Annotated in this window: 11 protein-coding genes; 4 read left to right on the forward strand and 7 right to left on the reverse strand. The window is 63.0% G+C overall.

Annotation, left to right across the window (positions count from 1 at the left end; all coding sequences use genetic code 11):
- Nucleotides 1–4: 4 nt before the first annotated feature.
- Entirely contained in the window at nucleotides 5–3,166 is a 3,162-nt protein-coding gene (locus AC1L6K_RS15010) for a bifunctional [glutamine synthetase] adenylyltransferase/[glutamine synthetase]-adenylyl-L-tyrosine phosphorylase (RefSeq protein ID WP_480949653.1), read from the reverse strand.
- An 8-nt stretch (nucleotides 3,167–3,174) separates the two neighbouring features.
- On the reverse strand, nucleotides 3,175–4,521 hold the full coding sequence (locus AC1L6K_RS15015; RefSeq protein ID WP_480949654.1) for a glutamine synthetase family protein: 1,347 nt from the start codon (nucleotides 4,519–4,521) through the stop codon (nucleotides 3,175–3,177).
- A 313-nt stretch (nucleotides 4,522–4,834) separates the two neighbouring features.
- Here AC1L6K_RS15015 and panB point away from each other — a divergent pair, with 313 nt between their 5' ends.
- Complete coding sequence (gene panB, locus AC1L6K_RS15020; RefSeq protein WP_480949655.1) at nucleotides 4,835–5,758, forward strand: 3-methyl-2-oxobutanoate hydroxymethyltransferase; 924 nt, start codon at nucleotides 4,835–4,837, stop codon at nucleotides 5,756–5,758.
- Nucleotides 5,759–5,869: 111 nt separating this feature from the next.
- On the opposite strand, the gene AC1L6K_RS15025 is transcribed toward panB, so the two are convergent.
- Nucleotides 5,870–6,067 carry an SPOR domain-containing protein gene (locus AC1L6K_RS15025; RefSeq protein WP_480949656.1) on the reverse strand — a complete coding sequence of 66 codons (198 nt, stop codon included), beginning with the start codon at nucleotides 6,065–6,067 and terminating at the stop codon, nucleotides 5,870–5,872.
- Between the two features lie 111 nt (nucleotides 6,068–6,178).
- Here AC1L6K_RS15025 and map point away from each other — a divergent pair, with 111 nt between their 5' ends.
- The 3 genes from map to AC1L6K_RS15040 all read left to right on the forward strand — a co-directional run bounded on the left by map (nucleotide 6,179) and on the right by AC1L6K_RS15040 (nucleotide 8,723).
- Nucleotides 6,179–7,057 carry a type I methionyl aminopeptidase gene (map, locus tag AC1L6K_RS15030; protein WP_480949657.1) on the forward strand — a complete coding sequence of 293 codons (879 nt, stop codon included), beginning with the start codon at nucleotides 6,179–6,181 and terminating at the stop codon, nucleotides 7,055–7,057.
- Nucleotides 7,058–7,164: 107 nt separating this feature from the next.
- Nucleotides 7,165–7,959 (forward strand): polyphosphate--glucose phosphotransferase, encoded by a 795-nt coding sequence (gene ppgK, locus AC1L6K_RS15035; protein ID WP_480949658.1) that lies wholly within the window; start codon nucleotides 7,165–7,167, stop codon nucleotides 7,957–7,959.
- A 5-nt stretch (nucleotides 7,960–7,964) separates the two neighbouring features.
- The gene (locus AC1L6K_RS15040; RefSeq protein ID WP_480949659.1) at nucleotides 7,965–8,723 is read left to right on the forward strand and encodes an SDR family oxidoreductase; all 759 of its coding nucleotides are present in this window, start codon (nucleotides 7,965–7,967) and stop codon (nucleotides 8,721–8,723) included.
- A gap of 101 nt (nucleotides 8,724–8,824) precedes the next feature.
- Here AC1L6K_RS15040 and AC1L6K_RS15045 read toward each other — a convergent pair whose 3' ends face one another.
- From AC1L6K_RS15045 to nrdR, 4 genes are all read right to left on the reverse strand, one after another.
- On the reverse strand, nucleotides 8,825–10,813 hold the full coding sequence (locus AC1L6K_RS15045) for an HNH endonuclease signature motif containing protein (protein WP_480949660.1): 1,989 nt from the start codon (nucleotides 10,811–10,813) through the stop codon (nucleotides 8,825–8,827).
- 417 nt (nucleotides 10,814–11,230) lie between these two features.
- Entirely contained in the window at nucleotides 11,231–11,602 is a 372-nt protein-coding gene (locus AC1L6K_RS15050) for a hypothetical protein (RefSeq protein WP_480949661.1), read from the reverse strand.
- A gap of 19 nt (nucleotides 11,603–11,621) precedes the next feature.
- Nucleotides 11,622–11,753: a hypothetical protein gene (locus AC1L6K_RS15055; RefSeq protein WP_480949662.1), complete on the reverse strand. Its 132-nt coding sequence runs from the start codon at nucleotides 11,751–11,753 to the stop codon at nucleotides 11,622–11,624.
- Between the two features lie 290 nt (nucleotides 11,754–12,043).
- On the reverse strand, nucleotides 12,044–12,583 hold the full coding sequence (gene nrdR, locus AC1L6K_RS15060) for a transcriptional regulator NrdR (RefSeq protein WP_480949663.1): 540 nt from the start codon (nucleotides 12,581–12,583) through the stop codon (nucleotides 12,044–12,046).
- Nucleotides 12,584–12,585: the final 2 nt, after the last annotated feature.

The raw sequence follows: 12,585 nt of genomic DNA on the forward strand, positions 1-12,585 counted from the left end.
CGGCTCAGCCGTAGTACAAGCGTTCAAAGACCGCCCTGGCGCGGCGGGTGAGACTCAAATAGTCGTCCTCAAAGGCTGCGGCGTGGCCCGGCTCGTAGCCGCACCACCGGGCCACAGCCTCCAAATCCCCCCGTGCAGACGGCAGCAGGTCGGAGGTTTTGCCCGTCCACATCACGTTGGCGTTGCGGATCTTTCCCGCCAGTCGCCACGCCGACTCCAGGAGCTCTGCGTCGTGGCCGTCAACGAGGCCAAGTTCCCTGGCCGCATGCAGGGCCGGCATGGTCTGGGTTGTGCGCAGCTCCGGATGGGCGTGGGCATGCTGCAGCTGCCACAGCTGGACAAGCCATTCGACGTCGCTGAGGCCGCCACGGCCCAGTTTCACGTGCCGTGCAGGATCAGCGCCGCGGGGCAGCCGTTCGGATTCCATCCGGGCCTTGATGCGCTTGATCTCCCGCGAATCGTTTTCGGGCAGCACCCGCGGGTATCGGATGGGGTCGATCATGGTAACAAACTCCCGGGCCAGATCGTCGCAGCCGGCCATCGGCCTCGCCCGCAGCAATGCCTGGGCCTCCCACGCGGAAGACCACCGGGAGTAGTACTCCCGGTACGCTTCCAGTGAGCGCACCAAGGGACCGTTGCGACCTTCGGGGCGCAGGTCCGCGTCAATGCTGAGCACCCGTTCGGCCTGGATGGCGGGACGCACCGGGGCCGTGAGCAGGGCCGTCAGCTTCTGGACAACCACCATGGCCTGCTTGTTTGCCAGGCCCAGTTGTTCGTCGCTGAGGCCGTCGACAGGCTGGTGCACAAACAAGACATCGGCGTCGGAGCCGTAGCCAATTTCACGCCCGCCCTGACGGCCCATGGCCACCACCTGTACACGGGTCAGCCGAGTTTCCTCCGCATTCACTTCTGTTTCGGCGACCCGCAGCGCACCCAAAACAGTCGCCCTGTCGGCATTGCTCAACGCTTCGGCAACTTCGTCCTGGCCGAGGAGCCCGCAGCAGTCGGCGATGGCAATCCGCAGGATCTCCCGCTGCCTGATCAGCCGGATCAAGCGCATGGCGCCCGGCGTGGTGCCATGGCGGGAAATGGTTGCCTGGATCTCAACCCACTGGGACTCAAAGGTTTCCGGAACCAGTTCCTTGGCGTTGCCCAGCCACGCAGTCGCTTCCGGTGACACCTCAAGGAGGTCGCTGACAAGCCGGGAGCTGGAAAGCAGGTGGCAGAGGCGCTCGGCGGCGGCCCGGTGGTCGCGCAGCATGCCCAGGTACCAGTGTGAGGTGCCCAGCGCATCGGACACGCGGCGGAAGGCGAGCAGACCGGCGTCGGGGTTGACGCCATCCGCCAGCCAGCCAAGCAGCACCGGCAGCAGCTGCCGCTGCAGGGCCGCCCGCCGGCTGATCCCGGCGGTGAGCGCTTCGATGTGGCGGGCGGCCCCCGCAGCGTCGCGGTAGCCCAGCGCGGCCAGCCGGGCCTTGGCGGCTCCCGTTGTCAGTGCGGCGTCTTCGGCGCTGAGATTGGCTGTTGTGGCGAGGATGGGACGGTAGAAAATTCGTTCGTGCAGCGAGCTCACCGACCGCTTGACCTTGGCCCAGTCGGCCAGGAGCGACTCGGCACTTGGCCGTTTAAGGCTCAGTGGGCCGGAAACCGCCCTCGCCAGGGCCCGCAACTGTTCCGGAGCCGTTGGCATGGTGTGGGTCCGGCGCATTTGGACCAGCTGGATCCGATGCTCCAGGACGCGCAGGTAGGTGTAGTGGCTCAATAGCAGGGCTGCGTCGGTCCTGCCAATGTAGCCGGCCTTTGTCAGCTCATCGATTGCCGTCGTGGTTGCACGGGAGCGAATACTGGTGTCGGTCTTGCCATGGACGAGCTGCAGCAGCTGGACAGTGAATTCAACATCGCGCAGGCCGCCCTTGCCAAGTTTGATCTGGCGGTCGGCGTCGCCATCGCGAATGTTGGCCGTGACCCGACGGCGCATGGCCTGCACTGATTCAACAAAGCCGTCCCGCTCGGACGATGCCCACACCAAGGGCTCAATGGCCTGCTCGAATGCCGCGCCGAGCTCCTTGTCACCGGCCATGGCCCGCGCCTTCAGCAGCGCCTGGAATTCCCAGCTTTGCGCCCAGCGATGGTAATACGCCAGATACGAATCCAGGGTGCGCACCAATTGTCCGTCAGCACCTTCGGGCCGCAGGTTGGCATCAACCTCCCACAATCCGGGCTCACGTTCCGGGGAATAAATGGTGCGGGTGAGCGCACCTGCAAGCGCGTTGCCCAGCCGGGTGGCCTCCCCCTCCTCCATTTCGGCGGAGCCGCGGGTACCCGCAATGCCCTCGGAGCCAGTGGTGCCCGTTTCAGCGTCGCCAGCGCCGGCGGCACTGCTTTCGCCCGGGGCTCCCGGGGAGCCGGCTGCCGCTCCTGTTGGTTCGTCGACGGCCACGACATACATGACGTCGACATCTGAAATGTAGTTCAGTTCCCGCGCCCCGCACTTGCCCATGCCTATGACGGCAAAGCGCAGCGCAGCCACTTTCTCAACACCGACGCTGGCACCCACTTCGGTGCGGGCAACCGCCAGCGCGGCCTCGACGGCGGCAGCTGCCAGGTCCGCCAGTTCGGCGCCCACCATGGGCATGACGGCCTGCGATGAGGCCGCGCCCAGATCCCGCAGTGCCAGCTCGCACAGGTGCCGTCGGTATCTGGTCCGCAGGGCGATCCGCGCCTCGGTGCCAACCAGTGCCGCCGTTGGCATGTTCGACGCCGGGTCGGCACCTACCGCGCGCAGCAGCGACTCCCGCAGGGCCTCGCCGTCGGCGGCCTCCGGCTCCTGCACCGCCACCGCATCAACCACATCGAGGTGTTCTGGATGGCGCATCAGGAAATCGGCCAGCGCCTCGGAAGCCCCCAAAAGCTTGAACAGCCCCTCATTGGAGACCAACCCGCCAGTTTCCGGGTCCACCACCTTGAGCTTCTCCCGGCTTTCCGGCACCGCGCTGAGCAGCCGGACCAGCGACTGCAGCGCCATGTCGGGGTTGTCGGCAACGGACAGGGCGTTCAGCAAGTCCATTTGGTCAAGGTCGGCCAGCTCGGAAAAGCCAAGGAACCTCTCACAGGTTTCCAGATCGGAGAAGCCTCGGGTAATGAGCGTGCGGGTTATCGAACTCATGGCTGTTTCTAGAGCACTCCCAGGTAGCGGCTGAGCTCGTACGGCGTTACCTGGAGCCGGTAGTCCTGCCACTCGGCCCGCTTGTTGCGCAGGAAGTTTTCAAAGACTTGTTCGCCAAGGATCTGCGGCATGAGCTCGGACTCCTCCATCTGGCGCACAGCGTCGTGCAGGCTGGACGGCAGCGGATCATGCCCCATGGCACGGCGTTCGGCGCTGGTCAGGGCGCTGATGTCCTCGCCTGCTGCGGGCGGGAGTTCGTATTCCTCCTCGATGCCCTTCAGGCCCGCCCCCAGCAGCACCGAGTAGGCAAGATACGGGTTGGCAGCCGAGTCAATGCCACGGTATTCCAGCCTCGAAGCCTGACCCTTGCCCGGCTTGTACAACGGCACCCGCACCAGGGCTGAACGGTTGTTGTGGCCCCACGACAGGTAGCTGGGGGCTTCTCCCCCGCCCCACAAACGCTTGTAGGAGTTGACGAACTGGTTCGTGACTGCAGTGAATTCGGGGGCGTGCTTGAGAATTCCGGCCATGAACTGGCGCGCAGTTTTTGACATTTGGTACTCGGCACCCGGCTCGTGGAAGGCGTTGCTGTCGCCTTGAAACAAGGAAAAGTGGGTGTGCATCCCTGAACCGGGGTGGTCCGAGAACGGCTTGGGCATGAACGTGGCGTAGGTTCCCTGCTGGATGGCCACCTCACGGATCACCGTCCGGAACGTCATGATGTTGTCGGCCGTCTGCAGCGCGTCTGCATAGCGCAGGTCGATCTCGTTTTGGCCAGGTCCGCCTTCATGGTGGCTGAACTCGACCGAGATGCCCACGTCCTCAAGCATGGTGACAGCTGTGCGCCGGAAGTCCTGTGCCACGCCTCCGGGAACGTGGTCAAAGTAGCCTGCCTGGTCCACGGGGACCGGGATGCCGTCGGGGCCGGGTTTGTCCGACTTGAGCAGGTAAAACTCAATCTCCGGGTGGGTGTAGCAAGTGAAGCCCATGTCGGCTGCCTTCTCCAGCGTCCGCTTAAGAACGTTGCGGGGATCAGCAGCGGAGGGTTCGCCGTCGGGGGTCAAAATGTCGCAGAACATGCGTGAAGTTTGTTCCGAATGGCCGTTGCCGCGCCAAGGCAGGATCTGAAAAGTCGAAGGGTCCGGCTGCGCCAGCATGTCCGACTCGAAAACCCTGGCCAGGCCTTCAATGGCGGACCCGTCGAAACCCAGCCCTTCTTCAAAGGCACCTTCAACCTCAGCCGGGGCCAGTGCCACCGACTTCAGGCTGCCCACGACGTCCGTGAACCACAGGCGCACAAACCGTACATCTCGCTCTTCAATGGTACGCAACACAAATTCTTGTTGACGGTTCATGCACGGGCCTCTTCCTATGACACCCCGCCCCTGGCACCAATGGTGGGCGGGCAGCGGGCGGGTTTGCGGGCAGGTGTGTTCCCTGCAGTGTTTACTCTACTAGCGGGGCGGGTGTGCCTGCCTCCGGCTCGGTGGTGTTGCCGGCAGGAAATGTCTTTTCCCGGCGAATTCCGGCAGCTGCGGGGCGGCAAAGCCTGCTCCAGGGGTTGCCCGTGCGGGGATGAATGCCTTTCCAGCAGCAAACGGCTTCCTTCCGGCAGGGCCGTGCCGCCGATGCCCCGCTTCCGGGGACGACTCGTAATAGGCTTGGGGCATGGCACCCACAAGCACCCCTGATTCCGCTGCGTCCGAAACAACTGAGCTGGCAGCTCCTTACGGCAACGGCGCCGCGACTGCCCCGGCCACTGTGCGGCCCGGCACGTCCTCGGGCATCCCGGCGAATGCGCCCAAGGTCCGCACCCACCATCTTCAGGCGGCCAAGCGGGCCGGCGAAAAGTTCGCCATGCTCACCGCTTACGACCAGTACACGGCGCAGATCTTTGACGAGGCCGGCATTGAGGTGCTGCTGATCGGTGACTCGGCGTCCAACAACGTCCTGGGCAATGAAACGTCGCTGCCCATCACGCTGGATGAGATGATCATATTTTCCCGCGCCGTGACGGCCGGTTCCAAGCGGGCCCTGATCGTGGCCGACCTCCCCTTTGGCACTTATGAACAGTCCCCCGAGCAGGCCATTGCGTCCTCGGTGCGCCTCATGAAGGAGGGCCTGGTCCACGCCGTCAAGATGGAAGGCGGCGCCTACTACGCCCCTACGGTGCGCGCACTGACCCAGGCCGGCATCCCCGTGATGGCCCACATCGGCTTCACCCCGCAAAGCGAGCACGCGTTGGGCGGCTACCGTGTGCAGGGCCGTGGTGAAATGGCCAAGGCCCTGATCGACGACGCCGTCGCGTTGGCTGACGCCGGAGCGTTCTGCGTGCTGATGGAAATGGTTCCGGCCGAGACCGCCACCGCCGTGGATGCGGCGATCACGGTGCCCACCGTGGGCATTGGCGCCGGAAATTCCACCACCGGCCAGGTGCTGGTGTGGCAGGACATGGCCGGACTGCGAACAGGCAAGATGGCCAAATTTGTCAAGCAGTACGCTCAAATGCGCACCGTCCTGTCCGACGCCGCCAAGGAGTATGCCGACGAGGTCCGCTCGGGTGTGTTCCCGGGCCCGGAGCACACCTTCTAGCAACGCGAAATGCAGTGGGGTCCGATGTTGCCACGGCAACATCGGACCCCACTGCATCTTTACGCGGCACCGTCACGCTGCCCCGTGACGCAGCACCGTCAAATCAAGCTGCTAGGCGTCATCTTCGTCCAGCGCATCGGCAGCCTCGTTGCGTTCCTGGACCTTGGCCAGCGCCGCTTCGGCTTCCCCACGGGTTTCGTAGGGGCCAATCAATGACTTCCACCCTGACTGGGCATCCTTTTCCACTGCATGGGTTTCCACGTTGTACCAATACTGGGCCATGGTGCTCTCCATCTCTGTCCGGGACATGTGTTCTGTGTTGCGTCTTCTGTGTTGTGTCCAACGTTTGTCATCTTAGGCCGAACTGACGCGCTTGCCACGGCACCACTGCCGTCGGGGAAAAACTTATAGGATGGTTCCATGTCTTCCACAGCAACCTCGGCCCCCATCGGCAAGCTCGTTCCCGGCACCATCAGCCCCGACCTGCCGGTCCCATCCTCCATCCCCCGCCCCGAATACGTTGGCAAGGCGGGCCCTGCACCTTTCAAGGGTTCAGAAGTGAAGGACGCCGAAACACTGGAGAAGATCCGCATTTCATCGAAGATTGCCGCGCAGGCCATTGTCGAAGTGGGCAGGCACATTGTCCCCGGGGTCACGACCGACGCCTTGGACCGGATCGGCCACGAGTTCCTGCTTGACCACAAGTCCTACCCCTCCACATTGGGTTACCGTGGTTTCCGCAAGTCCTTGTGCTCCTCCATCAATGAGGTCATTTGCCACGGCATCCCCGACAGCACGGTGGTTGAAGACGGGGACATCATCAACATCGACATCACCGCATTCAAGAACGGCGTCCACGGTGATACCAACTGGACGTTCACGGTGGGAGACGTGGATGAAGAATCACGGCTGCTCGTTGAACGCACGCAGGAATCGCTGAACCGTGCCATCCGCGCTGTGGCGCCCGGCCGCCAAATCAATGTCATCGGCCGCACCATCTCCTCCTATGCCAAGCGTTTTGGTTACGGCGTGGTTCGGGACTTCACCGGCCACGGCGTCGGTGAGGCCTTCCACACCGGGCTGATTATTCCGCATTATGACGCCGCTCCTGCCTACAGCACTGTGTTGGAAGAAGGAATGGTGTTTACTATCGAACCTATGCTTACCCTGGGCAGCATTGAATGGGACATGTGGGCCGACGACTGGACGGTCGTCACCCGCGATCGCAAGCGCACAGCCCAGTTTGAACACACCATGGTGGTCACCGCCACCGGCGCCGAAGTGCTGACCCTGCCTTAGTCTTTTAGTCCTGAAGCCTTTTCACTGCCTTGGACTCGGCGCAACAACGCCCCGCCAGACCTTCACCACCTGTCCCGTCCTGAAAACTTTCTACCTCTGGAGCTTGTATGTCTAAGAAGCACTCACCCGCCACCACCGTCATTGGTATTGATATTGGCGGCACCGGCATCAAGGGTGGCATCGTCGACCTCGAGACCGGCACCGTCGTAGGCGAACGCTTCAGGATCCCCACCCCGACGCCGTCGACCCCCCAGGCCGTTGCCAAAGTGGTCAAGGCCGTTGTGGACGAGTTGTCGACCCGCCCCCACGCTCCCAGCAAGGACGCGCCCGTCGGCATCACCTTCCCGGCCATCATCTCCCATGGCGTGGCCCGTTCGGCGGCCAATGTGGACGAGTCCTGGATCGATGCCGACGTCGACGAAATCTTCACAAAGGAAATCGGCCGCGACGTTCAGGTCATGAACGACGCCGACGCCGCCGGCCTGGCCGAAGCCCGCTACGGCGCGGGCCAGGGTGTCAAGGGCACGGTTCTTGTCATCACCTTGGGCACCGGCATCGGTTCGGCCTTCATCTATAACGGCAAGCTGGTTCCCAATGTTGAGCTGGGCCATCTGGAGCTGGACGGCTTCGATGCCGAGACCAAGGCCTCGGCCAGTGCGCGGGAGCGTGACGGGCTCAGCTGGGATGAATACGCTGTCCGGCTGCAGCGCTACTTCGCGCACGTGGAGTTCCTGTTCTCGCCTGAGTTGTTCATCATTGGCGGCGGCATCTCCAAGCGCAGCGAGGACTACCTGCCAAAGCTGAAGCTGCGCACCAAGATCATCACAGCCGAGTTGAAGAACAACGCAGGAATTGTTGGCGGGGCATTGCAGGCCGCCGTCCACTTCAAGCTCACCAAGTAATTGCCGTGACGACACCCAAACGGGGAGTCGCGATAGTCACTGGCGCAAGTCGTGGCATTGGTGCAGCCACTGCCTCGTTGGCGGCCAAGGCCGGCTACGCCGTCGTCGTCAATTATTCGGTGGACGCAAGCGGTGCCGACGACGTCGTCAGGCAGATTCTCGGCGACGGCGGCACTGCCGTTGCCGTCCAGGCTGACGTCAGCGCTGCTGCGGATGTCAGGGGCCTCTTCGATGCCGCAGCAGCACTGGGCCCCGTAACTGCGGTGGTCAACAATGCCGGCATCACCGGAAATTTGATTGGCCCGCTCGTGGACGTTCCGGTCAAGACTCTGCAACGGGTGCTGGACGTCAATGTGGCCGGAGTGCTGTTCATGTGCCAGGAAGCCCAGCGCCGCATGTCCACCAAGTCCGGTGGGCAGGGTGGCGGGATTGTGAACATCTCTTCAACCGCCGTCAAGGCCGGATCTCCGGGAACCTGGGTGCACTACGCTGCGTCAAAGGGTGCCGTCGATGTATTGACGGTGGGGTATTCCGCCGAAGCTGCCGAGCACGGCATTCGGGTGAATGCGGTGTCCCCCGGGATCACCTCGACCGGTCTGCACGCCGCCGCAGGCATGCCGGACCGTGTGGAGCAGCTCAACCATCTCATCCCCCTTGGCAGGGGCGGTGAGCCGGCGGAAGTTGCCGCGGCCGTGATGTGGCTGCTCGGCGATGAGGCCTCCTATGTAACGGGCGTTGTTCTGCCAGTGGCCGGTGGCCGCTAGTGCGCCAGGGGCTGGCGCCACTTCCACGGCTGACGAATGTTGACTCGATTTAATGGTGCGGGGCCCTAGATTTTCAACTGCCCTGGTGGTGATTGTGCTGCTCAGTACCCTGTGTCTGGGTTGCTGGTGAGGTAGTCGTTGATGGTTTCTTCGTCGAGGGCGGCTTGTTCTTCGTCGTTGGCGAAGATTCCTGGTGGTGGTTCCGGGAGTGCTTGGTCGTAGGGGTTGTAGTCCTGGTCGGAGCCTGGGATGTCGGCCTCGTCCAGGAACTCAAAGTCCAGGAAGTCCAGAGGATCTTGGGGGTCTTGGAGCTCGGCGGCGGTGTCGGGGTTGGCGGTGTTTTGGGGTTCGGGGTTGTTGTTGATGTGTTTCATCAACCATTCCGGGTAGACCGGTGGTTGCGTGTCGCCGATCTTCGGCGGGTAGTACCGCCCGGTTGGTGAGGTCCACCCGACGCCTCCGTTGACCATGATCGGTGTCCAGCCGCGCAGGCGCACTGCTTCTCGTTCCGGGCTTTGATCGGTACGGCACTCACCGGTACGGGTCCTGTCGTCCTTGAAATGCTTCAGGACGTGGTGGCGATGACACAACGTCTGAAGGTTGTCGTAAATGGACCGGCCACCGTGTTCGAACTTCTTGATGTGGTCGACCTCGCAGTTCGTGGCCTTCACCAAACACCCCGGGAACTGGCAGTACTCATCCCTGATCTGCAGCATCGTACGCATCGCTTTACCAATCCGATAACGCTCCGGGGCCACATCAAGGGGCTCATTACTGATCGGATCAACCAACACCCGCAACAACGACGGGGCCCCTGCCGCCAAGTGCCGGGCTACTTCCATGCTGATCGGCCCCGACCCCTCCAACCACGCCGGCTCATTCGTCGCCCCCAACAACGACAACACAGGAATCAACACCACCGGGGTAACCTGCGGCATCGGCGGCCACACCGGCCCCACCGGACTGTTGCCGGTACTGCTGCTGCTGGTGTTGTGTGTGGTGGTGGGGGCTGGGGTGAGGGTCGGTGGTATCGCTGTCGGGTCCCAGTCGGGACCGTTACGGATATCGGGGTCCCTGAAGCCGGGATCTGCATAGTCCGGGTCGTCAAAGACAGGCATCAGCCCGGCAGGGATCTGCACAGCACCAAGATCCGGGTCCGGGCCAGGGTCCAGGGGCATCCCGCCGGCTGCCGAGTACGGGTCTGTGGGGGCGAACCACGGCCCCTGGCCATCACCAGGCACCACCACGACAGTGCCCGCAGCGGTTGCAGCGCCGCCAGTGGCGGTATTTGCACCGCGGGTGGCAGTAGCACCGTTCGCAGTGCCGGTAGCGCCCTCAGTAGCACTGGTGCCGGTGTCGGTGTCTGTGTTGGTTTGTGCGGGGGCGTGGATCTGGTTTTCGGCCATGGTCTGGTGCAGTAGCAGGGATGCGGCGATATCGGCGCGGAGCTGGGTCAGGGTGCGGTCTTCGTGGGGGCCCTGGGCTGCTTGGGCGGTTTGGGTGCATTGATCCCAGATACCCTCAATGGTCGGGGCCGGTGCGTACAGGCTCAGCCATGACATCCCGTCCCGTGAATGCCTTATCCCCAGGCGCCGCTGACCATATTCACGCCGGGTCCGCGGGGTGATCGTTTCCGGGTAAAACCGTTCACGCCGGCGCCGGGCCTTCTCCCTGAAGCTCGGCACAGTGCAATCGACGGCCTTGCCCAGCAAGAACTGCTCAAACCCATCAATCGTTTCCTGTGGTGATCCGGTCTCTCGCAGCAAGCTGCTTTCCTCCGCGATGATCACCGCGTAGTCCCAACCCAACTCGCCACTGCTCAAGCACGCCATCGTGGCCGGTAAATACTTCACGAGCGTGCCCGCGTGCAGGATCAATTCCCCCGCGACACTCTCGGACACCGAGAGGATCCCCGCCAGATCGGCCCGCATCGACATCTGCGCCAGATCGCCCTGCCACGCATCAACACCAAGAATCCCACCCTCGAGCACCGCCGTGGACTCAAGACGGGCAATCAACACCGCCGCCAGGGCTGCGCACTGATTCTGATGCTTGTGCAACGCCGCGATCGCGTCCGTGCAACCATCCATCAACGCCCGCACACCCTCCAAACGCGACCCCACACCACCAGCAGAACCAGCAGATCCAGCAGAGTCAGAAGAGCTATCAGTGTGGTGGCCAGCACCGGCGGACCCGGCAGTGTCAGGAACCTCGGCAGTGCCGGCAGAGGGGCCACCAGCAGTGCGATCGCGGCGGCTACCACGGCGGGGCTCGGGAAGCGGCAAATCAGGCAACCCGGCCAGCGCAGCAATGTCAGAGGCAAGAGGTTCAATAGTAGGAAGAGCAAGCCCGGCAATCAGGTCCGCCACACTCACTGTGGTGGATGAACCATCCCGGCCGACCGGGAAATTCTCTGAACTGCCCATACCACTATTATAGCCTTTATGTCTGGGAAGCAACACGGTTATCCACAACTTCCCAAATATATTTCTGAGGCCCCCACGGCGTTAATTTGTGTCGCCAATCCTCAGTCGTCCAAGTGATGCAGGGATCCCCTCGGCGGCTTTTGACCAGATATAGGGCTTGGGGATCTCGCTCCAATCCCTGACCCAATGGCGCAGGACTATCTCCCGTGTCTGGACGTTTCGGTACACGCTGCGCTGGAGTATTACCCGGGTCACTTCGGCGAATAGCCGCTCGCCCTGATCGAGCCAGGACGACTTGGTGGGCGTGAAATGCCTCGTGAACATCCGGTTTCTGGGAAGCCAGGACACGATGGTTGGATTCTTGTAAGTCCAGTAGTCGACGCAGACGATACGCACGTCCAGTTCTGCCAGGACTTGCTTGCCGATGATCGTCGGGAGCTTCTTGAATTCCACGGCCCAGTGCAAGGGAACGCTACAGGCGAATCGTGGAGGCGATCACGGCCCGGTCGGCCGCGCTCAATGCTGCGAACAGGCTCGTGGTGCCGTCCCAGCCACTGCCATGGGTACGCTTCTCGGGCGGTTTCAGGTACAGGGAGAAACCCATGATTACGTAGACCTTCTCCACTAAGAAGGGTTCAGTGGACAGCTTGAACCGGTCGATGCGGTGGGCGCAAGACTAAACGCCTTACAGGTCAACCCGACGGTGGACTTGGACAACCCGCTGCGTTCGGCCGTTCCGGAGCAGGACCAGTGGATCGCGTTTTCCTGAGTGCCTCCCAAGGTGGCGGCCACGATATCTTCGACCTGCTCGATGCTCATCGTGGCAGGGCTCCCCCGCCAGTGCGTGCCTACATCGACTTAGGCACACATTCAACGAATTAACGCCGCGGGAACCTAGCCGGCATCGCCCGCGTTCCCTGAGACTGGCACGTCGGCGTCTGCCCCGCCACTGCCAGAGGCATTGTCGGCAGCCAACCGACCTGCAGCGCTGTTCTCGCTGCGAAGTTGGGCAATTGAAGCTTCAAAGTCTTCCAGCGATTCAAAGGCCTGGTAGACGCTGGCAAAACGCAGGTAGGCGACCAGGTCCAGGCGGCGCAGCGGCGCAAGGATGGCAAGGCCCACATTGTTGGCGTCGATCTCTGCCGCACCGCTGGCCCGGATGGTCTCTTCAACCTCCTGGGCCAGCTTGGCCAGGTCGTCGTCGGTGACAGGGCGCCCCTGGCAGGCTTTTCGCACGCCGCTAATGATCTTGCTGCGGCTGAACGGTTCGGCCACGCCAGATCTCTTCGACACTGAGAGGCTGGCGGTTTCAACTGTGCTGAAGCGACGGCCGCACTCGGTGCATTGCCGTCGGCGCCGAATGGACGAGCCGTCGTCCGAGAGGCGGGAATCAGCTACTCGTGAGTCGGGATTACGGCAGAAAGGGCAGTACATGC

This window comes from Specibacter sp. BI4, from assembly GCF_056680095.1.

Coding starts and splice junctions, on each gene's coding strand:
- AC1L6K_RS15010 (WP_480949653.1), bottom strand. CDS start 3,166: ATGAGTTCGATAACCCGCACGCTCATTACCCGAGGCTTCTCCGATCTG.
- AC1L6K_RS15015 (WP_480949654.1), bottom strand. CDS start 4,521: ATGAACCGTCAACAAGAATTTGTGTTGCGTACCATTGAAGAGCGAGAT.
- panB (WP_480949655.1), top strand. CDS start 4,835: ATGGCACCCACAAGCACCCCTGATTCCGCTGCGTCCGAAACAACTGAG.
- AC1L6K_RS15025 (WP_480949656.1), bottom strand. CDS start 6,067: ATGTCCCGGACAGAGATGGAGAGCACCATGGCCCAGTATTGGTACAAC.
- map (WP_480949657.1), top strand. CDS start 6,179: ATGTCTTCCACAGCAACCTCGGCCCCCATCGGCAAGCTCGTTCCCGGC.
- ppgK (WP_480949658.1), top strand. CDS start 7,165: ATGTCTAAGAAGCACTCACCCGCCACCACCGTCATTGGTATTGATATT.
- AC1L6K_RS15045 (WP_480949660.1), bottom strand. CDS start 10,813: ATGGATGGTTGCACGGACGCGATCGCGGCGTTGCACAAGCATCAGAAT.
- AC1L6K_RS15055 (WP_480949662.1), bottom strand. CDS start 11,753: ATGGGTTTCTCCCTGTACCTGAAACCGCCCGAGAAGCGTACCCATGGC.
- nrdR (WP_480949663.1), bottom strand. CDS start 12,583: ATGTACTGCCCTTTCTGCCGTAATCCCGACTCACGAGTAGCTGATTCC.